Here is a 26,058-nt window from a genome sequence, read left to right as displayed (position 1 = left end):
CAGCCCCGCGTACGGGGCTTTTTAGGCATTCGTGTCTCGGCTGGTGTGCCTGACCCCGGCTTCAGTAAAGTTCCGCGTTCGCGGGGACACCGCGAAGGGAGTTGGGGTAGGCTTCAACAATCTCAACATCAACAAAGTGACCAACCACCTCCGGGTTATCGTGCCGGAAGTTCACGATGCGGTTGTTTTCAGTACGACCGGCAAACTCGCCTGGGTCTTTCTTGGACAGACCGGTCACCAGAATGCGCTGAGTAGTGCCAACCATCTTGCGGCTGATGTCCATGGCCTGCTGGTTAATCCGCTGCTGCAGGATGCTCAGGCGCTCTTTCTTGACGTCCATCGGGGTGTCATCCGGCAGATCGGACGCCGGCGTGCCCGGACGGGCGCTGTAGATGAAGCTGAAGGACACATCGAAGCCGATGTCGTTGATCAGCTTCATGGTGTCCTCGAAGTCCTTGTCGGTCTCTCCCGGGAAACCAATGATGAAATCGGAAGAGAAGCTGATGTCCGGGCGGATCTTGCGCAGGCGGCGCAGCTTGGACTTGTACTCCAGAGCGGTGTGGCCGCGCTTCATCGCTGCCAGCACCCGGTCAGAGCCGCTTTGCACCGGAAGGTGAAGGTGGCTCACCAGTTCCGGGACCTGCTCGTAGACGTCAATCATCGCGTCGGTGAACTCCACCGGATGCGAGGTGGTGTAACGGATACGGTCGATGCCATCGATGGTGGCAATCAGCGTGATCAGCTCCGCCAGGTCCATGGTGTCACCATCGTGGGTCTCGCCCCGGTAGGCGTTCACATTCTGGCCCAGCAGGTTCACCTCACGAACATCCTGGGAGGCCAGGTGTGCCACTTCCGCAATTACGTCGTCGGCCGGGCGGCTGACTTCCTCGCCCCGGGTGTAGGGCACCACGCAGAAAGTGCAGTATTTGCTGCAGCCTTCCATGATGGACACAAAAGCGGATGGGCCGTCGGCACCCGGCTCCGGAAGATTGTCGAACTTTTCGATCTCCGGGAAGCTGACGTCGACGACGCCTACGCCGTTACCTTTTGCCCGCACTTCCGTGATCATATCTGGCAGGCGGTGTAGGGTTTGCGGGCCGAACACCATATCGACGTACGGTGCCCGGTCAATGATGGCCTGGCCTTCCTGGCTGGCGACACAGCCACCGACGCCGATAATGAGATCCGGGTTGCTGTTTTTGAGGGCTTTCCAGCGGCCGAGCTGGTGGAACACTTTCTCCTGGGCCTTCTCACGGATAGAGCAGGTGTTCAGCAGCAGGATATCGGCGTTTTCGGGCGTGTCTGTCATTTCGACGGTTTCGCCGGTACGCAGAAGGTCCGCCATTCGTGATGAATCATATTCGTTCATCTGGCAGCCGTGGGTTTTGATGTACAGCTTCTTGGCCATGGTTCTCAACGTATTCTGGTGGATGGTGCGCCGTGGCTTGTGGTCGACAGAAAAACAGGCGCGAACAAAAAGGAACTGAGCATTATAACGGGGTGCTCATTCTTCAACCACCATTGTCTCGGCTTGTTGCTAGATTCGTGTGGTATTATTTTCGTCTTCCGAAGTTGTCGAACCTTATTTCAAATGACTCCCGAACGTCTCGCCCGTATCAAACAGACCCTGAATACCCGTCAGCCCGACCTGCGTGTGCTGACCGATCAGGTGCACAAACCCCGCAACCTGTCCGCCATTCTTCGCTCCTGCGATGCCTTTGGTCTGGCCAATATGCATGTCGTCTGGCCACGGGAAGGCTTTCGCGCCTTCCGCAAAACCGCCGGTGGCAGCTACAACTGGGTGACAACACACACCCACCGCACCATGGATGCCGCCATTACCGACCTGAAGGGGCAGGGGCACAAGCTTTACGCCGCCCAGCTGTCTGAGCGGGCGGTGGATTATCGTGAGGTGGACTTCACCGTGCCCTGTACATTGATCCTTGGGAACGAAGTGGACGGGGTCAGCTCCGGCGCCGCGGACCAGGCCGACGAACACATCGTGATTCCGATGATGGGGATGGTGGAATCCCTCAACGTTTCCGCCGCCTGCGCCATTATCCTTGCCGAGGCCCAGCGCCAGCGAAAAGCCGCCGGGCTTTTCGATTACCGCCGGTTGCCGGACGATGAATACGAGCGCCTGCTGTTCTGCTGGTGCCAGCCGACGGTGAAACGCTACTGTGACGACCGCAAACTGCCATACCCGCCGATCGATCCGGATACGGGGGAGTTGATTGATGGGGTTGGCTGGATGAAAGAGATCCGCAAGCTTCGGCATCCGCATTTGGAGTATGCGGAGTAAAACGAGACCTGATCGTTTTTCTGCCGTGGCAGAATTTATTACCTTTGATGCTAGGAGTCAGAGCCGCATCAGACCTGACGCGCGGACATGGATAGTCCGCTGAGAGCCTCGATTGACAAGGATTGTCATGCAAATAAAACCCATCGGTCGTTTGGAACCGAATGACCTTCCGTTTGCGGAATCGCCGGATTTGGCGGTTCGTTTTGTCGCTCGGCTAGTCGGCCAGGGCAGCAGTAAGTCCCTTCGCTTCGATTCCAACGACATCCCAGGATTTACCGCATACTCCAGAACACAGGTGACTCAGTCCTTGCTCATGTGCGGTCTCGAGCGAGGTGATCTGTTGTTGGTTTTTGATCCTGATGACTCTAGAGGGCCAATAGCGCCGCTAGCGGTGTGGCGAGGGGATTCGTTCTCCTCTGCCGAAGGTTCATGGAAGCCGGGTAATTTTGGCGACGCGATAGTAGTGCTTCCGTCCGCGGTTGATCGCCTCAACAAAGCCGGGTTGACGCCACATTCCCTGGTCGCAGATTGGCGAGGCGCCGGCGGCGACCACGGCCAGGGTGCTTCTGGTGGAACTCTCCCAATAGGGGGCAAGCAAAATCCAGCGGAAAGTAAGCTGGTTCTGCCGCTTGGGGTTGCTGCGAGCATTGCTCCCTTGGTAATGGGAGAGCGCCTGCCTGAGGCCTCAAGCGAGAAGCCCTTGCACATTAGGGTCGGTATCTTCCTGGATGGGACGCTCAATAACGTTCACAACATAGAAATTTTTAAGCGCAAGCTGGAGAGCGAGTGCGCCAGTGCGATGCTAAAGGGACCTGCGGCGCTCGAAGCCTGTCGCGATATGTTGAGGCTGGTGATGGGAGAGAGCTACGCCGGTGACTCAACTAATGTGATCAAGCTCTTTGATCTATACAAGGAAGATAGCAGAGAGGGCGTTGATGCCATCGAGCGCAGCCTCAAAGTGTATCAGGGCGGGGTAGGAACCATAGACGGAGCAAGCGATTCAAGGTGGGGTGTGGTGACAGGCCTCGGCGAAACAGGTATCGCTGAGCAGGTGGAGAAGGCCTTCTCGAGATTGACGGACAGGATATACGAGCTCGTATCTGGGGCACCTATTAAGCAGCTCACCATCGATATCTTCGGATTTAGTCGCGGCGCCGCGGCTTCGAGATATGCGGCCAAGGAAATAGTGAAAGCTAAAGATGGAGCGCTGGGTAAGCTCTTTCAGACCAAACAGGTTTCGTGGCCAAGCGACGTTTCGATCGAATTCATGGGACTGTTCGACACCGTGGCCGGGGTTGTGAATCCCTTGATGCTCGACGTGTCCGCAGGAAACGGTAGAAACTACCCGGTCAATCTTGATGTGGATCCCCCCGCTATTAATGCTCTAGTTCACTTGGTAGCGAAAGATGAAAGGCGTGCGAACTTTTCATTGAGTAGCGTACGCAGTGCAAACAAAAGCTTGCCTAGCAATTTTCGAGAGATCTCATTGCCTGGAGCCCACTCCGACATCGGGGGTGGTTATCCGCGGGCACAGGAAGAGACGCTCTTGCTCTATCCTACTGTTGATGTCACAGGCTCCGACACGGAGTGGCCCTACCAGACTCTTGATTGGGACAGCATTCAGGAAATTTTGCGGCAGAAGACTGATGAGGGTTGGCTTGGAGAGCACAGCCTTCCTCTGGGTGAAGGAAAGCCTCCCAGGCTTTTTGTAGAAGAAAAGCGCAGCGACCACCCGGTGCCTAATGGTCGGATTGAGTGGTCCCTGCGGATGAGACGGACGGTGCGCGGCGAGTATTCTTTGGTTAGTTTTCGGCTGATGCATCTCCTGTCCAGCCAAGCAGGTGTTCCGTTAGTCGAAATTCCGACAACGGAGGAGTACGCATTGCCAGTGGACCTGAAACCTATCCACGCCATTTTTGTTGACCAAGTGACTTCAGGAGAAAACGATCTGCATCTGGAAACCGGTGATCTCATGTTGCTTAAACAGAGATACCTCCACCATTCTGACCATTTCAATGCGATGGACTTCCTTTTGTTTAGTCTCAAGGTGAAGCACGATTTTCCATTTCAGTTGTTTCATCCGTTGAGATCTACAGGCTCCAAAAGTCGGGCCGTCTTTTACAATAGCGTAAAGGGATGACCAATGAAGTTCGTGTTCCTAGTAGTTTTGGTGTGCCTTTCTGGCTGCGTTCACTCCGTAACGCCTAAATCACCGGATTGGTACTTTCAGATTGCAAGCCCAAAGCACTATGGCGTTTGGGTAGAGCATATTGAGTTTGAACGGAGTGGAGTTGGGCACTGGTCACATCCCGCAGGGACTTTGAGCTGCTGTTGGCGCGGTAGATTTGGACCGACAGGCATTACAGGGTCGATGGAGTATTTTCCCGATTACATTGGGATTCAATGGTTCTCCCTCGCGGAAAAAAAATACTATCAGCGCCTAATAATGGTTGAGCCGGAATGGGAGCAGCTAATGTCTCAACTCGCCTGGACCAAAAGCTCTCAGGGGTCGCAGTTACGACCGAGAAACTTCTTGGTCCTCGGATTGGCGCCTGGCGGCGAGATCGTTATTTGGATGAAAGGCCAAATTGGTAATGAGGTCGAGTTGGCGCGATTGCAGGCGAATGAGTTGGAGGGTGACTCGGGCAAATATAGCGCGTTGTTGGAAGGCTACCGAGAAGAGCACGGGGAATACCTAAGACGGAACGGTGTTCCCCTGAGCGGTTGGTAGGGAGTCAGCCTTGCAGCGCCTTACTCCTCCCGAGCCTCCAAATACCGCTGCAACTGCTCCCGAAGTGCTTTCGGTAGCCGGGTAATGGTCAGAGCATCCTGGTCGCGGTCGTAGTACACGGCCTGGTTGACCAGGTCCGAGGAGAAAGAGACGCTCATACCGCCGCCAGAGCCGGCGATGCGAACCAGTTTTTTCACCTTGCGGTGGTCCGGGTGGAGAACGCCGCTTTCTGGGAGTTCGGTGGTCTTGGAGGCAAACTCCTTGAACCGCTGTGGTTCGCTCTCGTCGAGATAGCCGGAGAGCGCTTCGATTTCCACCGGCTCGCCCAGTGCGTGTTGTTCCTTGCAGAACTCGTACGCTTTGCTGCGGACTTCGCCGGCCTTTTCAGGCTCCGACGATTTCGCAAACGCTTCGACAGCGTCCAGGAAGGTTACGGTCTCTTTCTCAACATCCACTTGGTTAGTAAAGCCTGCCAGGCGGATAAACAGTTCGCCGGGTTCACCGGTACCGCGTCCGTGCACCAGAGTCAGGTAATTTTCGGCGCTGTTGTCGCTGCGCCAGTCGTCCAGCTCGATCCGCACGGCGAGATTCAGGCGTGACAGGCTCAGTACGTCGGTGGCGTCCAACGTCTGGTGGCCGTCGAAACGCAGGGCGCTGTCGCTTTCCAGAATCAGCAGGTAAACCACTTCTGAGTCTGCCAGTGCTTCGTGAACGATCATCAGATGGCCCTGGAATTCCTCCTGGCAACCGGTCAGCAATTCCTGCCATTGGCCAAACAGTCGGTCGGTCATGGAACCGAAGCTCTGTTTGTCCTCAAGGTAATCTTTCAGCCAGCTGCTGAACGGGCATTCGCCGATCTCGTCCGAAAAGCGGCCATACTTCTTGCCCGGCTTGCTGTTGAACAGCCGTTTCATCTGTTTATGAAGGGACTCGTAGTCGCCGCCGGGCTCTGAAAATGCCTCTCCTGACTGCAGGCGGGCCGGTTGCCCGGGCTGGTATTGACTGGCAAAAGCGGTGCGAAGGTGTCTGATAGCCATGCTGGTATTCTCATGCTGCGCGTGCAATAAAAAAGCCCCGGAGGCGACTCTGGCCTGCGGGGCTTGTGTGCTACCCGGGGGTCAGATGCGCTTGCTCCGGATCAACTGTTGAACCAGTTGGCCAACAGCGGCAGGAATTTCCTTGTCGCTGTCAGCGGAAACGGAGGCAGAGGCTACATCGGAACCGAGGTTGACCGCAACGGCGATCAGGCCGTGGGCGGACAGCAGCTGGGACGTCCGGCGACGATCGTCGGCGTCACCTGCGTTGTCCTCGGTAACCACCACCGCGGTCTTGCCCTGATCGAAGAGCGCACGCTCAACAGCCAGTGCCAGTGCTGGTGCCTGTTTGCCACTGCATCCGATGATCGCCGGCTTCTGGGCCAGGCGGCGCTCACGCTCCTCGATGCTGACCGGATCCAGCGACTCAACTCCGTCGGCCAGGCCGGCAACCATGCCGGCACCAATGGTGACGTTGGTGAGTCGGTCGATCACGATGAAGCTGCCCGTCGCGTGGTTGCGCTGATAGGCGTCGAACGCGATGGGCTGGTTGAGGGTCAGCTCGCACAGGCCAATTTCATTCAGCTGGAGGCTGGCCGGATTGGCTTGCTGCTCAAGCGTGTTGACGTCGGTCTGATGATGAATCTTCTTTACCGTGCCGGAAGTAAAGGTGGGGCCCAGCTTGATGTCGTAAAGCCGACCTGTTTCCAGCGGCGTATCCGTCATCCAGACGATGTTGGCGTTGAAGCGGTTGCCCACTTCCGGCTCGTCTTCCGGCTTGACCAGCATGTCGCCACGGCTGATGTCGATTTCGTCGGCCAGGGTCAGGGTGACCGCCTGGTCAATGTAGGCTTCTTCGAGGTTGCCGTCGAAAGTGACAATGTCTTTTACGGTGCTGGTCTTGCGGGACGGCAGTGCCATGACCTTGTCGCCCGGGCGAATCACGCCGGAGGCGATGGTGCCGCAGAAACCACGGAAGTTCAGGTTGGGGCGGGTCACGTACTGAACCGGGAACCGGAAATGCTCGAGATTTTTGTCCCGTGAAACCTCAACGGTCTCCAGGATTTGCATCAGCGGCTGGCCGGTGAACCACGGCGTGTTCTCACTCTTATTGACGACGTTGTCGCCTTCCAGAGCAGAAATTGGCACAAAGCGGATGTCTTTCAGGCCGAGCTTGGCGGCGAACGCCAGGTACTCGTCCTTGATTTCGTTGAAGCGTTCTTCGCTGTAATCCACCAGGTCCATCTTGTTGATGGCGACAACGATGTGTCGGATACCCTGGAGTGATGCGATAAACGAGTGGCGACGGGTCTGGGTCAGAACCCCCTGCCGGGCATCGATCATCAGGATAGCCAGCTGTGCCGTGGAGGCGCCGGTGGCCATGTTGCGGGTGTACTGTTCATGGCCCGGGGTGTCGGCAATAATGAACTTGCGCTTGTCAGTCGAGAAGAAGCGGTAGGCGACATCGATGGTGATGCCCTGTTCACGCTCCGCCTGCAGGCCGTCTACCAGTAGGGCAAGGTCGAGTTTTTCGCCGGTGGTGCCCATTTTGGCACTGTCGGTTTTCAGGCTCGCCATATGATCTTCGTAGATCATCTTGGTGTCGTGGAGCAGGCGGCCGATCAGGGTGCTCTTGCCATCGTCAACGCTGCCGCAGGTCAGCAGGCGCAGCAGTTCCTTGTTTTCGTGTTGCTTCAGGTAGGCCTGAATATCTTCTGCAATCAAATCAGACTGGTGTGCCATCTTAGAAATACCCTTCCCGCTTTTTCTGTTCCATGGAGCCGGCTGAATCGTGGTCAATGACCCGGCCCTGACGTTCTGAACTGGTGGCCAGCAGCATCTCCTGGATAATCTCCGGCAGGGTGTCTGCCTCGGATTCGATGGCGCCGGTCAGCGGGTAGCAGCCCAGAGTTCGGAAGCGGACCGATTTCATCATCGGCTTCTCGCCTTCTTTCAGTGGCATGCGATCGTCATCCACCATGATCAGGGTACCGTCGCGCTCAACCACAGGGCGCTTGGCGGAATAGTACAGCGGAACGATCTCGATGTTCTCAAGGTAGATGTACTGCCAGATGTCCAGCTCCGTCCAGTTGGACAGCGGGAACACGCGAATGCTTTCGCCCTTGTTGATCTTGCCGTTGTAGATGTTCCAGAGTTCCGGCCGCTGGTTTTTCGGATCCCAGCGGTGGTACTCGTCCCGGAACGAATAGACGCGTTCCTTGGCCCGGGATTTTTCCTCGTCCCGGCGTGCACCACCGAACGCGGCATCAAACTTGTACTTGTCCAGCGCCTGCTTCAGCGCCTGGGTCTTCATGACATCGGTATGCTTGGCACTGCCGTGGGTGAACGGACCAATACCCTGCTTTATGCCGTCTTCATTCTTGTGAACGATCAGGTCCAGACCGTATTCCTTCACCTTGCGGTCGCGGAAATCGATCATGTCCTTGAACTTCCACGTGGTGTCCACGTGCATCAGCGGGAACGGAGGCTTGCCGGGGTAGAATGCTTTGCGGGCAAGATGCAGCATCACGGCAGAATCCTTGCCGATGGAGTAGAGCATGACCGGGTTGTCAAACTCGGCTGCCACTTCCCGGATGATGTGGATGCTTTCCGCTTCCAGCTGTTTCAGGTGCGTGAGGTTGTATGTGGTCATGGTATTCCGATGCCGCGATGCGGACCCTGTTGGCTGTGCAAATTTGACCTGAAATGATACCAGAATTGGCGAGGGTATAAGAAGCGCCCCAACTAGAGTTTGGGGTTATAATAATATAGCGGCAAGGATGGCGATGTGGGCGTAAGCGCTCCGCTGCAGGACCTGGTATCAGGCCTTGTTGCAGGAGTCAGCCAACAGCTTGGCGACGTATCGATCCACGTATTCGAAACCGTTGTTTTCAAAGTCGGAGAACTGGATGCCAAGCTGGAATTCGTTCCTGGCGATCCGGCGCATATGCACAATATGGCCTTCAGCTATAATCGAGACGGGCTGTTTGGCAACCACTGGCACGGAAAAGCGAGTCTTCACAGAGATCCAGTTGCCAGGGGCAGGGCTTTGTTGATTTGGAATCAGAGATTTGACGGCTTCCTGACTGCAGGAAATCATGACGCCTGTGCGCGAAAGGTTTGCGACCGTGCATGTCAGACAGCAGCCATTCGGTCTTTCAATGGTGATTTCGGTTGAGACATCAACGCGCTGTTGGTTACGTAGATTTGTTTTTATGGCAGCTGGTTTCATGGTTACTCGTCTGACGTAACTGGTATTCGAAGCGGCTGCTTTTCCCAAAAATCCCTTCCAGAAAAAACACTTAAACTCAGGAAAGTTTAGTTGTTTACTTTGTGGTCGGCAAGAAGCGTGTCGTTCTTTGTGTCAGATTTGTTGCGGTTTTTTTGACAAGATCATCACAAAATAACAGCGTGTTTGAGTGTGCCCTGGTCCGGGGAAGATCGCTGTGATCTCCCCCGAGCCGGATCGGAAGCCTTTAGCCGCCGAGCTTTTTCACCAGGATTTCATTGAACAGTTTGGGATTGCCCTGTCCTTTTGAGGCTTTCATCAGCGGCCCCATGAAGCCACCCAGCATCTTCTTGCGTTTCTTCGGATCGTCCTCATTCTGGTACTGAGCGACCTGATCCGGCATGCCGGCAAGTACCTCGTCGACCATCTTTTCCAGTTCGCCGGTGTCGGAAACCTGTTTGAGGCCCTGGGCGTCGATGATGGCGTCCACCTTGTCGCTCTCGCCATTCCAGAGAGTCTCAAACACCTTTTTCGCGCCGGAGGACGATACGGTGTTGTCGGCAATCCTGACAATCAGATCGCCGAGTTGCGCACCGGTGATGGGCGATTCGGCCACGGTTTTTTCCTCGGCATTCAGGCGTGCGGAGAACTCACCCTGAATCCAGTTAGCCGTGAGCTTGGCGTCTTTGCCATGGCTGACCGCCTCTTCGAAGAATGCGGACAGCTTTGCATCGCCGCTCAGCAGGCCGGCATCGTAATCGTTCAGGCCGTACTGCTCCTTGAAGCGAGCTTTGCGGGCGTCTGGCAACTCAGGCAGGCGGCTGCGCGCGTGCTCGATAAACGCATCGTCGATCTCGACCGGAAGCAGGTCCGGGCATGGGAAGTAACGGTAGTCGTTGGCTTCCTCCTTGGTGCGCATGGAACGGGACACGTCCCGGTCGCCGTTGTACAGGCGGGTTTCCTGCACGATCACGCCGCCGTCTTCCAGAATGTCCATCTGCCGTTCGACTTCGTGGGCGATGGCCTGCTCCATGAACCGGAACGAGTTCAGGTTCTTGGTTTCAGTACGAGTGCCCAGGGTGTCCGAGCCTTTCGGCTTCAGGGAAATGTTCACGTCGAAGCGCATGGAGCCCTGGGACATATCGCCGTCGCAGATGCCCAGCGAGGTCACCAGGCTGTGCAGCTTCTTCGCGAACGCCACCGCTTCGTCGGCGTTGTTCATGTCTGGCTCGGTGACCACTTCAATCAGAGGCGTGCCGGCCCGGTTCAGGTCCACGCCGGTCATGCCATGGAAGTCCTCGTGCAGGGACTTGCCGGCATCTTCCTCCAGGTGGGCGTGGTGGATGCGGACCCGCTTGGTCTCGCCGTTGGCCAGATCGATATCGACATGGCCGGGGCCGACAATGGGGCGTTCCAGCTGGGTGGTCTGATAGCCCTTGGGCAGGTCCGGGTAGAAGTAGTTCTTGCGCTCAAACACCGAGCGGCGCTCGATCTCGGCGTTTACCGCCAGGCCGAACATGACGGCGTACCGGAAGGCCTGCTCATTGGGCACGGGCAGGGTGCCCGGCATAGCCAGGTCGACCGCGTTGGCCTGGGTGTTGGGCTCAGCGCCGTAAGCGGTGCTGGAGCCGGAAAAAATCTTGGTCTGGGTCGCGAGCTGAACGTGAATTTCCAGCCCGATCACAATGTCCCATTGCATGGCGTAACTCTCCTATCTCGGGCTTATTGCGGTTCACGCTGGTGCCAGTCGGTCACCTGCTGGAATTGATGAGCGGCGTTCAGAAGTCGCGCCTCGTCAAAGTAGTTGCCAATGATCTGCAGGCCAACTGGAAGCCCATCGACGAAACCGGCGGGTACCGACATCGCCGGCACGCCCGCCAGGTTCACGGCGATCGTAAAGATGTCTTCCAGGTACATGGTGACCGGGTCGCTAGTTTTCTCGCCCTGGGCGAAAGCCGGGGAGGGGGTGGTCGGGCTCATTAGCACGTCCACTTCCTTGAAGGCGTTGATGAAATCCTGCTGGATCAGTCGGCGTACCTTCTGAGCTTTGAGGTAATAAGCATCGAAGTAGCCGGCAGACAACGCGTAGGTGCCAACGAGAATGCGGCGCTTCACTTCAGTGCCAAAGCCTTCGGCCCGGGTGCGGGTGTAAAGATCCATCAGGTCTTTCGGATCTTCACAACGATAGCCGTAACGGACGCCGTCGAAGCGTGACAGGTTGGCCGATGCCTCAGCCGGGGCGATCACGTAGTAAGCGGCAATCGCCAGCTTGGCGTTGGGCAGGGACACCTCTTTCACCGTCGCGCCCAGCTTCTCGTATTCCGTTACCGCGGCACGGACCTGCTCTTCCATTGCCGGGCTCAGCTGGTCCGAGAAGTACTCCTTCGGCAAGCCAATACGGAGGCCTCTTAAAGGTTCGTTCAGCGTGGCGGTGTAGTCGGGAACGGCCCGGTCTACGGAAGTGGAATCTTTCGGGTCAAAGCCCGCCATGACATTCAGCATCAGGGCGTTGTCTTTGGCCGTGCGCGCCATGGCGCCGCCCTGATCCAGGCTGGAAGCGAACGCGATCATGCCGTACCGGGATACGCGTCCGTAAGTCGGCTTCAAGCCGGTAATGCCGCACAATGCCGCCGGCTGGCGAATCGAGCCGCCAGTATCGGTGGCAGTGGCTGCTGGAACCAGGCGCGCCGCAACGGCCGCTGCCGAGCCGCCGGAAGAGCCACCGGGAACCCGCTTTTCACCTTTGCTCAGGCCCCAGGGGTTAGTGACCGGGCCGAAATGGCTGGATTCGTTGGATGACCCCATGGCGAACTCGTCCATGTTGGTCTTGCCCAGGCACACGGCGCCCGCCTTTCGGAAGTTCTCGGTGACGGTAGCGTTATAGGGTGGTACAAAGTTTTCCAGCATCCGGGAGCCGCAGGTGGTCCGCACGCCGCTGGTGCAGAAAATATCCTTGTGGGCGAATGGGATGCCAGTCCAGGGTGTGGCGTTACCGGCGGCCCGTTGTTCGTCGGCGACCTTGGCATCGGCCAGTGCCTGGTCTTCGGTCACGCTGATGAAGCTGTTGAATTGACCGTCTTGCTGCTTGATTCGGTCGAGGAACTGCTGTGCCAGCTCCACGCTTGATACCTTGCCGCTCTCCAGTTCGCGGGAAAGCTCGGCTACGGATTTGTTATGCATGATGATTCCTGAATTCGCTGGTCGTCAGATCACTCGATGACACGAGGCACGAGATAAAGGCCGTTCTCGGTGGCCGGGGCGATGGCCTGGAAGGCCTCCCGCTGATTGGTCTCGGTTACTTCGTCCGGGCGCAGGCGCTGAACGGCGTCCAGTGGGTGGGCCAGGGGCTCAACTGCGTCGGTGTCTGCCGCGCTGAGCTGGTCAACCAGATCCAGAATGTTGCCCAGATCGTTCTCAAGCGCTGAGACTTGCTCGTCGTCCACACGAATGCGGGCGAGCACAGCGACTTTTTCAATGTCCTCACGGGAAATGGTCACGCGTTGTCTCCCAGGTAAATGAAAGCTCGTTAACAAAAGATTCTTGGTGAGGGCGGCTCTGGCCCGCTACAAGCCCACAAAAAGGGGCTCGTAGGGTGATTTGAAAGGGAATCTTCGAGCGGCCCGTCCCCAAAGCCAAAAATAAAGTGAGTATGGTAACAGATTCGAACAAAGGCGGGAGGCCCCAATCCATTGGGTAAATGGGTGAATCGTAAGGCTTGAGGCCCGTTCTCACCTTGCCTGTGGGGGTGCTCGCTGCTAAAGTTGCCGCATCTTTTTTGCGACTGCAACTCTCAGGTTGAAACTACACGAATGTTGATCAAAAGACTCCGAGGCTTATTCTCCAGCGACCTGTCCATCGACCTGGGCACCGCCAACACCCTTATTTATGTGCGTGAGCGCGGCATTGTGCTGAATGAGCCGTCGGTTGTGGCTATTCGCACGAACAACTCCCAGAAGATGGTGGCCGCCGTTGGTGCCGAAGCCAAGCGCATGCTGGGCCGGACGCCGGGCAACATTACCGCCATCCGCCCTATGAAGGATGGTGTGATCGCCGACTTCGTGGTTACCGAGAAAATGTTGCAGCACTTTATTCACAAGGTGCACGAAAACAGCTTTATCACACCGAGCCCGCGAGTACTGGTGTGTGTGCCGAGCAAATCGACCCAGGTTGAGCGCAAGGCCATCCGGGAATCGGCCCTGGGCGCTGGTGCGCGTGAAGTGTTCCTGATCGAAGAGCCGATGGCCGCCGCCATTGGTGCCGGTCTGCCGGTCGAGGAGGCCAGCGGTTCGATGATCGTTGATATTGGTGGCGGCACGACAGAAATCGCCATCATTTCGCTCAACGGTATTGTTTATGCCGAGTCGGTCCGGGTCGGCGGTGACAAGTTTGATGAAGCCATTGTGACTTACGTTCGTCGCAACTACGGCAGCCTGATCGGTGACTCCACCGCAGAGCGCATCAAACACGAAATCGGTTGTGCCTACGAAGGTCTCGAGATTCGTGAGATCGACGTGCGTGGCCGCAACCTGGCTGAGGGTGTGCCGCGGGCCTTCACCCTCAACAGTGAAGAGATTCTGGATGCGCTGCAGGAATCGCTGGCGCAGATAGTCCAGACCGTCAAAAGCGCGCTGGAACAGTCTCCGCCCGAGCTGGCCTCTGACATCGCCGAGCGCGGTATCGTGCTGACCGGTGGTGGTGCACTGCTGCGTGGCCTGGATAAGCTGATCAGCGAAGAAACCGGCCTGCCGGTTATCATCGCCGAAGATCCGCTCACCTGTGTCGCCCGTGGTGGCGGTAAGGCGTTGGAGGTTATTGATCGGGGTGGTATTGGAATGTTCTCCCAGGAGGGATAAGCCCGTAGGGAGGATTTGCCATTAAAACCATCTTCGTCCAGGGACCGGTTCCGGGCTTTAGACTCTTTCTCATTATTATTCTGTCGGCAGCCCTTGTGGTTGCCGATGCCCGTTTTGATAAGCTCTCCTCTGTCCGCAGTGCTATCGCCACCGGGCTCGCGCCCGTGTACTGGCTGGGCAACGCGCCCTCCGAGTTCGGTGACTGGTTCGCCGGCCTGTTTGAAAACAAGGAAGATCTGCAGCAGGAAAACGAAGACCTCAAGGCTCGTCTGCTCATCCTTGAACGCCGGGCGTTGAAATACGCCGCGCTGGCGTCCGAAAACAATGAACTCCGCCGACTGATGAATTCCTCCGAGGTGCTGGATGATCGCGTGATCGTTGGTGAGGTTGTCGGCGTTTCCCCCGATCCGTTCTCCCATGAAGTGATCATCAACAAAGGCCGCAGTGACGGCTTGCGGACAGGCCAAGCGGTGCTCGATGCCCAGGGGCTGATGGGGCAGGTGGTGCAGACCAGTCAGATTACTTCCCGAGTGCTGTTGGTGTCAGATAGCAGCCACGCGGTGCCCGTTGAAGTGGTGCGCAATGGCTTGCGGGCCATCTTGCTCGGGACGGGCGACACCTCAACTCTGGACCTGGTCCATGTGCCCGATACCGCCGATATTCGCGAAGGGGATTTGCTGGTCAGTTCCGGTCTGGGTGGGCGTTTCCCCCGAGGTTACCCGGTAGCTGAGGTCAGCCTGATCAATAAGGAGCCCGGCGAGCCGTTTGTGGCTATTGAGGCGGTTCCACGGGCCCAGCTGAATCAAAGTCGCCTGGTGTTGGTGGTGTTTCCGCCGGCAACCGCTGAGGTTGACGCTGAAAACGCCGATGTCGATGCTGCTGTCGAATCCGAGGCCAGCGCCGAAATGTCCGAAGAAGGGGAAGGCTGATGCTGTCCGTAATCAGTTATCCGGTATTCGCCCTGTCGGTCGCAGTGGCGCTGGTTCTGAGTATTTCGCTTTTTCCGGTTGGCTGGTTCGAGTTCCGTCCGGAGTGGCTTGGGCTGGTGGTGTTCTACTGGACTTTCCGGGCTCCCGCTCAGTTCGGCATTTTCCTGGCCTGGATTCTGGGGTTGCTGCTGGATGTGCTTGAAGCAACGCCGCTGGGTGTCAACGCGCTGGCCATGGGTCTGATCGCGTTTCTGGTGTTAACGATACATCAGCGCCTTCGGATGTATCCGATGCCGCAGCAGTGCCTGATGGTGTTCCTGCTGTTGGGTATCAATCAGATGCTCGTGCATTTCATCAAGCAGATGCTCGGCGCTGAAGATGCCGGGTTCAGTTACCTTTGGCCGGCCCTGACCAGCGCGCTGGCGTGGCCGGTATTCTGCGTACTTCTTGATAACATCAACCGTAAGTTGGGATGAGCATGTCCACCATCATTCTCGCGTCGGCTTCCCCCAGACGATCCGAGCTGTTGCGACAAATTGGCGTCACTTTTTCGGTGCAGCCAGCTGACGTTGACGAAACCCCTCTTGTGACTGAAACCGCTGAGCGCTACGTGAAGCGATTGGCCTGCGATAAGGCCATGGCGGTCGCCGCGTCCTCGCCAGGTGCTATGGTGCTGGGCTCGGATACCTCGGTGGTGCTGGATGGCGTCATCCTTGGCAAGCCGGCGGATGAAGAGGAGGCCGTTGCTACCCTTATGCGGCTGTCCGACGCCAGCCACCAGGTGATGACTGCGGTGGCACTGGCCCAGGGAGAACAGTGCGAATGCCGGGTAGTGGTCACAGACGTCCAGTTCCGAAAGCTGTCGCGGGCGGAGGTAGCAGCCTATGTTGCCAGCGGCGAACCAATGGACAAGGCGGGAAGCTATGGAATTCAGGGCCTTGGTGGTATTTTTGTCAGTGACCTGCGGGGCAGTTACAGTGCCGTAGTGGGTTTACCTTTGCAGGAAACCGCCGCCTTGTTGGCGGATGCCGGTCATCCGGTCTGGGAAAACTGGCCAAACAGTCTGGAGAACCGTACATGAGTGAAGAGATTCTGATCAACGTGACCCCCGTTGAAACCCGCGTAGCGCTGGTTGAGAACGGTATGTTGCAGGAAGCCTATATTGAGCGCACCAGCCGTAAGGGCATCGTCGGCAATATATACAAGGGCAAGGTGGTCAGAGTCCTCCCGGGCATGGAAGCGGCTTTTGTTGATATTGGCCTGGAGCGGGCGGCTTTTATCCACGCCTCGGATGTGATCTCCCAGTCCGGACCAGACGACTCTAACGATGGTCCGAAGACCGTTCCCGATATCCGGACATTGCTCCGTGAGGGCCAGTCTCTGGTAGTACAGGTCACCAAGGATCCGATCGGCACCAAAGGCGCACGTCTGACCACTCAACTGTCGATTCCATCGCGCTATCTGGTCTTCATGCCGGGTGTCAGCCATGTGGGTATCTCCCAGCGCATTGAGGACGACACCGAGCGTGCTCGTCTGAAGGGGCTGGTGGAAGGTGCAGCTGAAGAAGAGACCGAAGTGGATGGTGGCTACATCATCCGTACCGCAGCCGAAGCGGCGTCCCCGGATGAGCTGATCGGCGACATGACCTACCTGCATCGCCTTAGCCAGTCGATTCATGAGCGCATAACGAAAGTGCAGGCTCCGGCGGTGGTGTATCAGGATCTACCCCTGTTTATCCGCACCATTCGTGACCTGATCCGCCCCCAAACGGAAAAAGTGCGCATCGACAGCCGCGAAAGCCACCAGCGCGTGATGGAGTTCGTGGAGGAGTTTGTCACTGAATTTGCCGATAAGGTGGAGTACTACCCGGGCGAGCGTCCGATCTTCGATCTTTATTCGGTCGAGGACGAGATCCAGAAGGCCCTGAGTCGCAAAGTTCAGCTCAAGTCGGGCGGTTACGTGATCATCGATCAGACCGAAGCCATGACCACCATCGATATCAATACCGGTGGATTCGTTGGGCATCGGAACCTGGAAGAGACCATCTTCAAGACTAACCTGGAAGCGGCGCGGGCGATCAGCCGTCAGGTGCGACTGCGCAATCTCGGCGGCATCATCATCATCGACTTTATCGACATGGAAGATACCGAGCATCAGCGCCAGGTGCATCGGATGCTGGAAAAGATGCTCGAGCGGGACCACGCCAAGACCAAGATCACCGGTGTTTCCGAACTGGGGCTTGTGGAAATGACTCGTAAGCGCACCACCGAAAGCCTCGGTCAGGTATTGTGTGAACCCTGCCCAATCTGTGATGGTCGCGGCTTCCTGAAAACCAGTGAGACCGTGTGCTACGAGATTTTCCGTGAAATCTTGCGGGTTAATCGGGCCTATGAGGCCGAAAACTATCTGGTGATGGCGTCCCAGAGCGTGGTTGACCGATTGCTGGATGAAGAGTCCGACAATGTCGCCGATCTTGAAACCTTCATCAGCAAGACCATTCGATTCCAGGTAGAGCCGTTCTATAGCCAGGAGCAGTACGATGTGGTTCTGCTCTGATTTGATTTCAGCCTGCCAACATGGCGTATAGGGCTCGCTGATGTCCCACGACCACCGCGAGCAGCCATGGCCTGAACACATGGCAGAGAGCCCGCCGGTCAAAGTTGCCGCCAGGCTCTCCAGCCTGGTGTGGTGGTTTCTGCTGGTGGTGCTTCTGGTCTTTGCGTTATACGCAGGCGTAGGGCGGCAACTCACCGGCAATGTTGATGCCTTCGCCGACGATCTGGCCGAAGCGCTCTCCGCGCGCATTGGGCACGATGTTGCTATCGGCAGCCTGTCCTCGCGCTGGTTCTGGCTTGATCCCTCTTTTACCGCCCGGAATATCAGTATTTCCAATCCGGACTCCGACGTCACCGTAGCCCGGGTTGATCACCTTCAGGTCCGATTCGATTTCCTGTCGTCGCTGCTTCGCATGAGGGTGGTTTTTGAAGACTTCGAAGTGGATGGCGTTGAGCTTGCGCTGAACCAGTCCGAGTCGGGGCAGGTGGAAGTGCGCGGCGCCGAACTGCCCGAGCCCGTGAATCACCGCCTGAAAGATTGGCTCGATCTGGCCGGCAAGTGGCTGTCTGAGCCCTACGTCAAGATCACCCGGTTAAGTCTGGGCATCCGCGACAATCAGGGCAATGTGCGCACTGTCGATGTGCCTCAGCTGGACCTGGTGTACCGCAAGGGCCTGTTTCGGGCCTCCGGACGAGCCATCAAGTCTGGAACCACCGAACAGTTGGCCAGTTTCAGTCTGATCGGTAAGCACTTCTTCCGCGGTGATTTCACCGGTCAGCTCTATCTGGATGTGAATTCCGGTCGGCTGTTTGATGGCCTGATCGACGACTACCAATGGCGGTCCATTCGAGTGGAGGGTTTTGATCTCGGCGGCGAGGCCTGGCTGACCTTCCGCGATGGTGAACTCCTGCAGGTTACCGGAACGGTGCGGACACCTTATCTGCAGCTTGGCGTCGGCCAGGAATCCCTGGCCCCGATTGAAAATATCCGGGCCCGGTTCGGTTGGCGCCGTTCCGCTGCTGGGGCGCGTGAGCTAGGTTCCGGCCAGACAGATGGAGCCGTTAGACAATCTGCTGGCCCTGGGGAATGGCATCTCAAACAGTTGGAGTGGACCTGGAACGGTAACCAGGTGTCACCGTTCAGTCTTCGCCTGATGCCGGAAGAGGGTGGAGTTACTGTCATTGCTGATGCGTTGCCGCTGGGGCCTACTAGACGATTGCTTTCCCGCCTACCCATCTTGCCTGAACGGGGTGCCGATGCCCTTGAGAATTACCGGCCCAGGGGGTATCTGGACCGGGTGTCCCTGTGGTTGCCGGAGCGCGGCGACGACGACACCTTTGAGCTCACCGGACAGTTGCGTGACCTGAGTGTTGAAGCCTACCAGGGGGCTCCTGGTGTAAACGGGCTATCTGGAATGCTGTATGTCGCCCGTAACGCCGGCTATGTCCAGATCGACACGGCAGACACTCCGGCGCGTTTGTCCTTCCCTCAGCTGTACGAAAACGGGTGGGCCTTTTCGCAGTTGGACGGTCTGGTGGCTTGGCAGCTGGAGGATGGCATCACCCGGGTATTCTCCGACAACATTCGCATGACCCAGCTCGACGGCCCGGCGCTTACCGGCGCTTTCGACCTGAAATTGAATCGCGCTGGCGAGGACAATCTCGGCCTTAAGGTAGGATTGGAAGGGGCTGATGAAAGCGCGTTAGAAGACTTTATTCCGAGCAAGGTGGTGAGCACCGAGCTGTACGATTGGCTGACGACCTCAATTACCCGGGCTGACGTTACTTCCGGTGTTTATTACGGCCATGGCCAGATCGGCTCGGACGCACCACCGGGTTCATTCGTATCTTCCATGGAGTTCAATTTCGAGAACGCCAGCGTCCGATATGACTCGCGCTGGCCGGAAGTGACAGATGCCCGAGGCCAGGTGGTGGTCAATGGTCTCGATACTCGGGTGACCCTGGATCAGGCGCAAACCGGCGGCTTGAGCCTGGATTCCAGTAACGTGACGGTGGTGCCCGGTGAGCAGCATACGGTTGTGGTTGTCGATGCAGCCGCTGATGTGCCCGGCGAGGCGGTCAGGTTCTGGATGGATAACAGCCCGTTGGGCGAAATGGCAGGCTCAGAGGCCCAACGTCTTGAATTCGGCGGCCAGTATCGGCTGGGCCTTGGCATTTCACTACCGCTAGGTGGCGAGGGGGAGGTTTCGGTGGACGCCCGCGTGAGCGCGGACAAGGCAAGCGTCTCTTATCCGCCGGCAGGCCTGGTCTGGGAAGAGGTCAGTGGCGAGTTGGCTTACCAATCTGCCGAGGGTATCTCTGGTGCTCCGCTTACGGCCCGGTTCCTGGACGCACCGGTACGTATACACCTGTCCAGTAGCGCTTCTGCTGAGGCGCTTTCGATTCGACAGACTGGACAATACCCGATGGCCGAGTTACTTGCAGCGGCCGGGGTGGCGCCGGGACGCACGTTGGGGCTTAGCGGAACCCTGGACTATGCGGCCGGCCTGGAGGTCAGCGTTGATGCCAGCTCCAGGATCTGGGTGCGGTCAGACCTGCAAGGTGTCTCGGTTGCCTGGCCGCAACCGCTGGCGAAATCGGCCGAGGAGTCAGCCCCTCTTGAGGCGACGATTGATCCGCTGGCACCCGGTGGCCTTGCAGTCTCCGGCACCTGGGAAAACCGGGCATCGTTTGATGTGCTCTGGAAGCCCACGGGGCTGGAGGTCAATCTCGGGCATCTCTATCTGGGACGCCATACCCTCGACGACATTCAGATTGAAGCTCTGGACCTGGGTGACCGCTGGGTCGTGACCACCAAGTCCGAGCGGGCGCTGGGCCGCATAGCGGTGCCCGATGATGGCAGCACCGTGATGGCTGACTTCGAGCGGGTGCTGCTGACACGAGATGATTCAGCCGAGCAGGAAAAGCGGGAGCTGCTGACGTTCGAGGAGCAGCTGCAGGCCTTTCGAGATCTCGACATGGGCGAGTGGCCCGATGTAAATGTCTCGATTGCCGATCTTCAGCTGGACGATGAAACTCTCGGGACCTGGTCCTTCAAGCTGCGCCCCACACCTTACCGATTGGCGGTGGAGGGCATTGAGGGCCGGCTTAAATCATTGACCCTGGTCGGGGATATGAGCTGGAGTATCATTGATGACCGAGAGACCAGCCGGTTTGCTGGTTCGGTAAGTGGCGGCAAGGTGGCAGACCTGAACAGCCTGTTCGGAACCGAAATTCCGCTGACCAACGAAAGCACCAACATTGAACTCGATCTGGACTGGCCGGGCCGGCCGGATGAGTTTTCTCTCACTGACATGAACGGGTCGGTCAGCCTTCGGTTGGACGAAGGTATCATTCTCGAGCAGAACAACACGGCCCAGGTTTTCCGGGTATTCAATTTGTTGAATGCCGATACCCTCTGGCGCCGGTTGAAGCTGGATTTTTCTGACCTCTATGAGCGTGGTGTGGCCTTCGATGCGATTTCTGGCCGGGCACAGTTGGTGGATGGGCGGATTAACATGGATCCAGAGCTCCAAGTGGTGGGGCCGTCTGGCGCCTTCAAGCTCAGCGGATCAACCGACATTGCGACCGAAACCCTTGATATGCGTTTGGTGGTCGTCTTGCCGCTTACCCAGAACCTGCCGTTGGCAGCCTTGCTGATGGGCGCCGGCGCTCCCATCGGTGGGGCTTTGTTTGTTCTGGACAAGATTCTGGGCGATCCTTTAAGCAAACTCACCAGCGCGTCTTATGGAGTGACCGGTACCTGGGACGACCCGAAGGTGGATCTCCGGCGAGTATTCGACAATGGCGAATGACAGGAGCTGATTATGACCGCAATCGTTTCCGGCCGGGTGGCTGCCATCCAGATGGTGAGCACCCACGACATTGACGCCAATTTGCAGGAAGCCCGCAGATTGCTGAAGGAGGCTGCCGATCAGGGCGTGACGGTCGCGGTGCTGCCGGAAAATTTTGCCGTTCTGGCCACTCATCAGATGCTCGAGTGCGGCCGCACCGAAGCCGGTGATCAGCCTGTGATCCGGGCGTTCCTGGCGGAGCAGGCGAGAACCCTGGGGTTGTGGATCGTCGGCGGCTCCCTGCCTCTGGCGGAACGGCCGGATGGTACAGCCATCAGTGACCGGGTACGGGCCTGTTGTCTGGTCTTCGACGCTCAAGGGCAGGAGGTCGCTCGTTACGACAAGATCCACCTCTTCGATGCCATGGTGGAAGACGCCCATGGTCAATACCGGGAATCGGATACCTTCGAGCCGGGCGAGCAGTTGGTAACGGTTGATACTCCCGCCGGCAAGCTTGGTCTGGCGATCTGCTACGATCTCCGGTTTCCGGAGCTGTTTCGCGCTCTGCGAGCCGAGGGCGTGGACTGGGTTTGTTTGCCGAGCGCCTTCACCTGGCAAACCGGAGATGCCCACTGGCATGCGCTGATCCGCGCCCGGGCGATTGAAAATCAAGTTGCGGTTGTGGCACCCGGCCAGGGCGGACATAACAGCGAGCGGCGCCGAACCTATGGCCACTCGCTGATTTGCGATCCCTGGGGCAAAGTGGTGTCTGAGTTGGCCGAGGGCCCGGGTGTCGTGGTGGCAGATCTGGACGGAGATCAGCTGACGGAGCTGCGAAAACGGATGCCGGTATGGGAGCACCGCCGGCTCTAGGACCGGCGGTAAACAACTCAGTTGGTTGCTTCGGCGTCGTCGACGCATTCCCGGAGGTAGCGGAACAGTTTTCGTGCCTGCCCGGTATTTTTCTGTTTTTCGACGTCCTTGCGTGCATTTCGCGCCAGGTTACGCAAATGCTGCATGTCGGCGCTCGGGCAGTAGTTAAAGAATTCACCCACCACGGAGTCGCCTTCGGTGATCATCCGATCACGCCAGCGCTCAGCCAGGTGGTGCCGCCGGGTGTGCTCTTCACTGCCGGCATCAAACGCATCAATGGCCCGCTTCAGCGCATCGGGATCGTCTTCCTGGCGAATGATCTTGCCCACGTACTGCAGGTGGCGGCGCTTGGCCTCGTTCTGACGTATGCGACGTGATTCTTCAATTGCGGACCGAAGGGTCTCGCTGATAGGTAGGGTCTCGAGCTGGTCATTGCTCAGATCAAGCATGCGTTTACCGAGATCCTGTAGGGCGTGCATTTCCCGTTTGAGCTGAGATTTGCTCTTGCCAAATTCGTCTTCGTCGTCGTACTGGTCGTGCTGAGTCATGGTAAATCCAGTGATGTTCGGTAGTGCGTCGGTTACGCGTAAAATATCGTGGCGAGGCCAAGAAAAGACATAAAGCCAACCACATCGGTAACCGTTGTCAGAATAACGCTGCCTGCTAACGCCGGGTCAATGTTGCGTGATTTCAGGAACAGCGGTAACACCGTTCCCACCAGCGCCGCAGCCACCAGGTTAATGATCAATGCCGCTGCTATGATGGCGCCAATGAGTATGTCCTGGAACCAGGTAGCGGCTGCCGTAGCAACGACCAGTGCCCAGAATACACCATTGAGGGCGCCAGACATGAATTCCCGATTCAGCAGCCAGCCCACATTGGCTCCGCTTATCTGGCCTACGGCCATGCCTCGAATCACCAGAGTCAGGGTCTGACTACCGGCGATGCCACCCATGCTCGCCACAATAGGCATCAGAACGGCCAGTGCCACCACCTTGGTGATGGTTTCTTCAAACAGGCCAATAACCCCTGAGGCAATGAAAGCGGTGATCAGGTTAATGCCAAGCCATACTGCCCGACGACGCGTGGTTTTCCAGACCGGTGCAAAGGTGTCTTCGTCTTCATCGAGACCAGCCATACTCATCAGCGAGTGATCGGCGTCTTCACGAATAACATCGACCACGTCATCGATGGTGATCCGGCCCAGCAGTCTGCCGTCTTCGTTCACCACCGGTGCCGAGATCAGGTCGTAGCGCTCGAACAGGGTGGCTACCTTGGTGTCGGACAGGGTGACCGGGATGGGTTCGATGTCGGTGTCCATCACTTCCCGCACCGTGGATGCCGGGTTGGATACCAGCATCTTGGTGATCGGCAACATGCCGATAAACTCGTCCCGTCGGCTGACCACAATCAGACTGTCGGTCATGGGGGGCAGCGAACGGTGTCGGCGCAGGTAGCGCAGTACAACGTCGATACTGATGTCCGGACGCACCGTGATGGTGTCGGTGTTCATCAGGCCGCCGGCCGTGTCTTCCGGATAGGAAAGCACTTCCTCGACGCGCTGGCGATCCTGCTCGTCCATGGTGTCCAGGACTTCCTGGATCACTGTATCCGGCAGCTGCTGGAGCAAGTCAGCGAGATCGTCTGACTCAAAATCCTCGATAATATCCGCCAGTTCCTGGGCGTTTAGCTGGCTCAGGAAGTAGCCACGAATATCGTCGCTGAGATACTGGAGAACTTCCCCTTCCAGCTGCTTATCAACCAGATTCCAGAGCAGGGCGCGCTGACGGGGAGGGGAAGACTCCAGCAGGTGGGCGATATCACTGGGGCTAAGGCCGCCATTCAGAATTCGGGCAACCTGTTTCAGGGCACCACTGTCCAGGGCCTCGCTCAGGGAGCGGAGCCTTTGGCGGGCCTGGCTTTTTTCCAGAATATCGGTCATGGATCACCCACAGTCAGAAAACGCCTGTATTATAGCGGAGTTAGGGCGTATAGGTCAGGAAGAGTTGTAGGTGAATCCCGCAGAGAACAACGCAGAAGGGTAGAGGGAAGAATGAGACAACGGAAGGCTATTCGCCCTCGCCAAAATAGTCGTTGATCAACGTTGTCAGTGCTTCGATGGCGGCCTCTTCGTCCGGCCCGTCGGCAATCAGTTCCACGTCTGTGCCCTGGCTGGCCGCCAGCATCATTACCTGCATGATGTTCTTGGCGTCCACATCCCGACCCTTGCCGTTGATTCGTACGCTGCTGTCGAACTCTGAGGCCGTGGCAACCAGCTTGGCGGTTGCCCGGGCATGCAGTCCCAGTTTGTTGATGATGGTGATGGGGCGACGAATCATGATGGGCTCAGATCTCTCCGCGAGTTTGCAGATGCGGTAGTTCGGTGTGCCGGACCTGAACATTGGTGTAGCTGTTACGGAAATGCGCGCAAAGCTGTTCGCTGACGTATACCGAGCGGTGCTGGCCGCCGGTGCATCCGATGGAAATGGTCATGTAGCTGCGATTGCTGTCGGCGAAAGAGGGCAGCCAGGATTCCAGAAAGGCTATCAGGTCATCAATCATCTTGCGGCTGGCCGGTTCTTTCTCCAGAAAGTCGATTACCGGCTGGTCAGTGCCGACGAATTTGCGCAAGCTGGTGTCCCAGTAGGGGTTAGGCAAGCAGCGGACGTCGAAGACGTAGTCGGAATCCAGCGGAACCCCGTGCTTGAACCCGAACGACTGGAACAGTAGCGCCAACTCCTGGTCTTTCCGGCCAACCACGCGCTGCTTCACCATATCCCGCAACTCGTACATGGACATGCCGGTGGTGTTCACATATAGGTCGGACAGCTTGGACAAAGGCTCCAGCAGTTTCTTTTCGTTGGTGATGGCCTCACGAAGCGAGGTCTTGTCATCGCTCAGGGGGTGCTTGCGCCGGGTGGCGTGGAAGCGCTGGAGCAGTGACTGTTCGTCGGCATCGAGAAAAATGACCTCAACGGTGACACCGGTGTTCTGAAGCTGGCGGTAAATGTCTTCAAAGTTGGCCAGCTCGGCAGAGAGGTTGCGGGCGTCGATGCTGACTGCCATCTTACTGAGACGCCCAGGCGAGCTCTTGGTGGTTGCCTCATGGGTGAGCGGGAACAGCAGGCCAATGGGAAGATTATCGATGCAGTAGTAACCGAGGTCCTCAAGGACGTGCAGTGCCGTACTCTTACCGGAGCCGGACCTGCCACTTACGATAATCAGTTTCATACGCTCACACTCTCCAATACCGTCTCCAGAATTTGGCTTACTCGGTCGCCGCCGTCATACGCTTGTATAGTGTTGCGGCATCCTCGCACTGGCGAAGCCGGTCGCAGAATGCGCGTTCATTGAATTTTTCCGCCAACTGGCTCAGCAGTTCCAGATGCTCGCTGGTGGCCTCTTTGGGCACGACCAGGGCAAACACCAGATCGACAGGTTGGTTGTCGATGGCATCAAACTCAATGCTCTCTTCCAGCGTCAGCAAAACGCCCACCACATGATCAAGCCCTTCCAGCCGACAGTGGGGAATGGCAATGCCTTGGCCAATGCCGGTGCTGCCCAGACGCTCCCGCCCAATCAGATTATTGAAAATCTGAGTCTCGCTGAGAGTGCCGTTATGCTGGTGAATCTGTTCGGCGATGAATTCCAACACCCGCTTTTTACTGGAAGCGGGGACCCGGCACTGGGTCAGCTCTGGCGCAAGAATGTTATCGATGGTTAAGGATGTGTCGCTCATGAATCGACTGCAATTCCGT

At 57.5% G+C, this 26,058-nt stretch carries 23 protein-coding genes; 10 read left to right on the top strand and 13 right to left on the bottom strand.

Annotated features, from left to right (window positions below; all coding sequences use genetic code 11):
• Positions 1-61: 61 nt before the first annotated feature.
• Entirely contained in the window at positions 62-1,408 is a 1,347-nt protein-coding gene (gene miaB, locus QUE89_RS12215; RefSeq protein WP_286220346.1) for a tRNA (N6-isopentenyl adenosine(37)-C2)-methylthiotransferase MiaB, read from the bottom strand.
• Positions 1,409-1,591: 183 nt separating this feature from the next.
• On the opposite strand from miaB, the gene trmH reads away from it, so the two are divergent.
• From trmH to QUE89_RS17375, 3 genes are all read left to right on the top strand, one after another.
• On the top strand, positions 1,592-2,302 hold the full coding sequence (gene trmH / locus QUE89_RS12210; RefSeq protein WP_286220345.1) for a tRNA (guanosine(18)-2'-O)-methyltransferase TrmH: 711 nt from the start codon (positions 1,592-1,594) through the stop codon (positions 2,300-2,302).
• Between the two features lie 127 nt (positions 2,303-2,429).
• Positions 2,430-4,442 carry a T6SS phospholipase effector Tle1-like catalytic domain-containing protein gene (locus QUE89_RS12205; protein WP_286220344.1) on the top strand — a complete coding sequence of 671 codons (2,013 nt, stop codon included), beginning with the start codon at positions 2,430-2,432 and terminating at the stop codon, positions 4,440-4,442.
• A gap of 3 nt (positions 4,443-4,445) precedes the next feature.
• Positions 4,446-5,033: a DUF2931 family protein gene (locus tag QUE89_RS17375; protein WP_353506790.1), complete on the top strand. Its 588-nt coding sequence runs from the start codon at positions 4,446-4,448 to the stop codon at positions 5,031-5,033.
• A gap of 20 nt (positions 5,034-5,053) precedes the next feature.
• Here the strand turns inward: QUE89_RS17375 and QUE89_RS12200 are convergent, their stop codons facing one another.
• The 7 genes from QUE89_RS12200 to gatC form a co-directional block, all read right to left on the bottom strand.
• Positions 5,054-6,070: a nucleoid-associated protein gene (locus tag QUE89_RS12200; RefSeq protein ID WP_286220343.1), complete on the bottom strand. Its 1,017-nt coding sequence runs from the start codon at positions 6,068-6,070 to the stop codon at positions 5,054-5,056.
• Between the two features lie 81 nt (positions 6,071-6,151).
• Entirely contained in the window at positions 6,152-7,810 is a 1,659-nt protein-coding gene (gene cysN / locus QUE89_RS12195) for a sulfate adenylyltransferase subunit CysN (RefSeq protein WP_286220342.1), read from the bottom strand.
• Between the two features lies 1 nt (position 7,811).
• Positions 7,812-8,720: a sulfate adenylyltransferase subunit CysD gene (gene cysD / locus QUE89_RS12190; protein ID WP_286220341.1), complete on the bottom strand. Its 909-nt coding sequence runs from the start codon at positions 8,718-8,720 to the stop codon at positions 7,812-7,814.
• A 168-nt stretch (positions 8,721-8,888) separates the two neighbouring features.
• Complete coding sequence (locus tag QUE89_RS12185) at positions 8,889-9,299, bottom strand: PilZ domain-containing protein (protein ID WP_286220340.1); 411 nt, start codon at positions 9,297-9,299, stop codon at positions 8,889-8,891.
• 244 nt (positions 9,300-9,543) lie between these two features.
• Complete coding sequence (gene gatB, locus QUE89_RS12180; protein ID WP_286220339.1) at positions 9,544-10,995, bottom strand: Asp-tRNA(Asn)/Glu-tRNA(Gln) amidotransferase subunit GatB; 1,452 nt, start codon at positions 10,993-10,995, stop codon at positions 9,544-9,546.
• Between the two features lie 23 nt (positions 10,996-11,018).
• Positions 11,019-12,476: an Asp-tRNA(Asn)/Glu-tRNA(Gln) amidotransferase subunit GatA gene (gatA, locus tag QUE89_RS12175; RefSeq protein ID WP_286220338.1), complete on the bottom strand. Its 1,458-nt coding sequence runs from the start codon at positions 12,474-12,476 to the stop codon at positions 11,019-11,021.
• 29 nt (positions 12,477-12,505) lie between these two features.
• Complete coding sequence (gene gatC / locus QUE89_RS12170; RefSeq protein WP_041341056.1) at positions 12,506-12,793, bottom strand: Asp-tRNA(Asn)/Glu-tRNA(Gln) amidotransferase subunit GatC; 288 nt, start codon at positions 12,791-12,793, stop codon at positions 12,506-12,508.
• Positions 12,794-13,108: 315 nt separating this feature from the next.
• On the opposite strand from gatC, the gene QUE89_RS12165 reads away from it, so the two are divergent.
• The 7 genes from QUE89_RS12165 to QUE89_RS12135 all read left to right on the top strand — a co-directional run bounded on the left by QUE89_RS12165 (position 13,109) and on the right by QUE89_RS12135 (position 22,300).
• Positions 13,109-14,149, top strand: a complete 1,041-nt coding sequence (locus tag QUE89_RS12165; protein WP_041343930.1) for a rod shape-determining protein — start codon at positions 13,109-13,111, stop codon at positions 14,147-14,149.
• An 80-nt stretch (positions 14,150-14,229) separates the two neighbouring features.
• On the top strand, positions 14,230-15,078 hold the full coding sequence (mreC, locus tag QUE89_RS12160) for a rod shape-determining protein MreC (protein ID WP_353506808.1): 849 nt from the start codon (positions 14,230-14,232) through the stop codon (positions 15,076-15,078).
• Positions 15,078-15,554: a rod shape-determining protein MreD gene (gene mreD / locus QUE89_RS12155; RefSeq protein WP_286220337.1), complete on the top strand. Its 477-nt coding sequence runs from the start codon at positions 15,078-15,080 to the stop codon at positions 15,552-15,554. The genes mreC and mreD overlap by 1 nt, the downstream gene beginning before the upstream one ends.
• Before the next feature lie 2 nt (positions 15,555-15,556).
• Positions 15,557-16,159: a Maf family protein gene (locus QUE89_RS12150; protein ID WP_286220336.1), complete on the top strand. Its 603-nt coding sequence runs from the start codon at positions 15,557-15,559 to the stop codon at positions 16,157-16,159.
• A complete protein-coding gene (gene rng, locus QUE89_RS12145; protein WP_286220335.1) occupies positions 16,156-17,634 on the top strand; it encodes a ribonuclease G in 1,479 nt (492 codons plus the stop codon). The genes QUE89_RS12150 and rng overlap by 4 nt, the downstream gene beginning before the upstream one ends.
• 40 nt (positions 17,635-17,674) lie before the next feature.
• Positions 17,675-21,448, top strand: a complete 3,774-nt coding sequence (locus QUE89_RS12140; RefSeq protein WP_286220334.1) for a YhdP family phospholipid transporter — start codon at positions 17,675-17,677, stop codon at positions 21,446-21,448.
• 12 nt (positions 21,449-21,460) lie between these two features.
• On the top strand, positions 21,461-22,300 hold the full coding sequence (locus tag QUE89_RS12135; RefSeq protein ID WP_286220333.1) for a carbon-nitrogen hydrolase family protein: 840 nt from the start codon (positions 21,461-21,463) through the stop codon (positions 22,298-22,300).
• 17 nt (positions 22,301-22,317) lie between these two features.
• On the opposite strand, the gene yjgA is transcribed toward QUE89_RS12135, so the two are convergent.
• The 5 genes from yjgA to ptsN form a co-directional block, all read right to left on the bottom strand.
• The gene (gene yjgA, locus QUE89_RS12130; RefSeq protein ID WP_286220332.1) at positions 22,318-22,848 is read right to left on the bottom strand and encodes a ribosome biogenesis factor YjgA; all 531 of its coding nucleotides are present in this window, start codon (positions 22,846-22,848) and stop codon (positions 22,318-22,320) included.
• A gap of 32 nt (positions 22,849-22,880) precedes the next feature.
• On the bottom strand, positions 22,881-24,242 hold the full coding sequence (gene mgtE / locus QUE89_RS12125; protein ID WP_286220331.1) for a magnesium transporter: 1,362 nt from the start codon (positions 24,240-24,242) through the stop codon (positions 22,881-22,883).
• Positions 24,243-24,369: 127 nt separating this feature from the next.
• Positions 24,370-24,639 (bottom strand): HPr family phosphocarrier protein, encoded by a 270-nt coding sequence (locus QUE89_RS12120; RefSeq protein ID WP_286220330.1) that lies wholly within the window; start codon positions 24,637-24,639, stop codon positions 24,370-24,372.
• A 7-nt stretch (positions 24,640-24,646) separates the two neighbouring features.
• Positions 24,647-25,531, bottom strand: a complete 885-nt coding sequence (gene rapZ / locus QUE89_RS12115) for an RNase adapter RapZ (RefSeq protein ID WP_286220329.1) — start codon at positions 25,529-25,531, stop codon at positions 24,647-24,649.
• 37 nt (positions 25,532-25,568) lie between these two features.
• Entirely contained in the window at positions 25,569-26,039 is a 471-nt protein-coding gene (gene ptsN / locus QUE89_RS12110) for a PTS IIA-like nitrogen regulatory protein PtsN (RefSeq protein WP_286220328.1), read from the bottom strand.
• Positions 26,040-26,058 lie beyond the last annotated feature (19 nt).

The organism is Marinobacter sp. LA51 (assembly GCF_030297175.1).
Classification (GTDB): Bacteria; Pseudomonadota; Gammaproteobacteria; order Pseudomonadales; family Oleiphilaceae; genus Marinobacter; species Marinobacter apostichopi.
This window is presented reverse-complemented; position numbering and strand designations above follow the sequence as displayed.

Bases quoted from the DNA above. Each gene is read 5' to 3' on its own strand.
- mgtE (WP_286220331.1), bottom strand. From the start codon at position 24,242: ATGACCGATATTCTGGAAAAAAGCCAGGCCCGCCAAAGGCTCCGCTCC.
- QUE89_RS17375 (WP_353506790.1), top strand. From the start codon at position 4,446: ATGAAGTTCGTGTTCCTAGTAGTTTTGGTGTGCCTTTCTGGCTGCGTT.
- rapZ (WP_286220329.1), bottom strand. From the start codon at position 25,531: ATGAAACTGATTATCGTAAGTGGCAGGTCCGGCTCCGGTAAGAGTACG.
- QUE89_RS12200 (WP_286220343.1), bottom strand. From the start codon at position 6,070: ATGGCTATCAGACACCTTCGCACCGCTTTTGCCAGTCAATACCAGCCC.
- QUE89_RS12205 (WP_286220344.1), top strand. From the start codon at position 2,430: ATGCAAATAAAACCCATCGGTCGTTTGGAACCGAATGACCTTCCGTTT.
- miaB (WP_286220346.1), bottom strand. From the start codon at position 1,408: ATGGCCAAGAAGCTGTACATCAAAACCCACGGCTGCCAGATGAACGAA.
- rng (WP_286220335.1), top strand. From the start codon at position 16,156: ATGAGTGAAGAGATTCTGATCAACGTGACCCCCGTTGAAACCCGCGTA.
- cysD (WP_286220341.1), bottom strand. From the start codon at position 8,720: ATGACCACATACAACCTCACGCACCTGAAACAGCTGGAAGCGGAAAGC.
- QUE89_RS12140 (WP_286220334.1), top strand. From the start codon at position 17,675: ATGTCCCACGACCACCGCGAGCAGCCATGGCCTGAACACATGGCAGAG.
- mreD (WP_286220337.1), top strand. From the start codon at position 15,078: ATGCTGTCCGTAATCAGTTATCCGGTATTCGCCCTGTCGGTCGCAGTG.
- gatA (WP_286220338.1), bottom strand. From the start codon at position 12,476: ATGCATAACAAATCCGTAGCCGAGCTTTCCCGCGAACTGGAGAGCGGC.
- ptsN (WP_286220328.1), bottom strand. From the start codon at position 26,039: ATGAGCGACACATCCTTAACCATCGATAACATTCTTGCGCCAGAGCTG.
- gatB (WP_286220339.1), bottom strand. From the start codon at position 10,995: ATGCAATGGGACATTGTGATCGGGCTGGAAATTCACGTTCAGCTCGCG.
- trmH (WP_286220345.1), top strand. From the start codon at position 1,592: ATGACTCCCGAACGTCTCGCCCGTATCAAACAGACCCTGAATACCCGT.
- QUE89_RS12135 (WP_286220333.1), top strand. From the start codon at position 21,461: ATGACCGCAATCGTTTCCGGCCGGGTGGCTGCCATCCAGATGGTGAGC.
- QUE89_RS12150 (WP_286220336.1), top strand. From the start codon at position 15,557: ATGTCCACCATCATTCTCGCGTCGGCTTCCCCCAGACGATCCGAGCTG.
- yjgA (WP_286220332.1), bottom strand. From the start codon at position 22,848: ATGACTCAGCACGACCAGTACGACGACGAAGACGAATTTGGCAAGAGC.
- QUE89_RS12120 (WP_286220330.1), bottom strand. From the start codon at position 24,639: ATGATTCGTCGCCCCATCACCATCATCAACAAACTGGGACTGCATGCC.
- QUE89_RS12185 (WP_286220340.1), bottom strand. From the start codon at position 9,299: ATGAAACCAGCTGCCATAAAAACAAATCTACGTAACCAACAGCGCGTT.
- cysN (WP_286220342.1), bottom strand. From the start codon at position 7,810: ATGGCACACCAGTCTGATTTGATTGCAGAAGATATTCAGGCCTACCTG.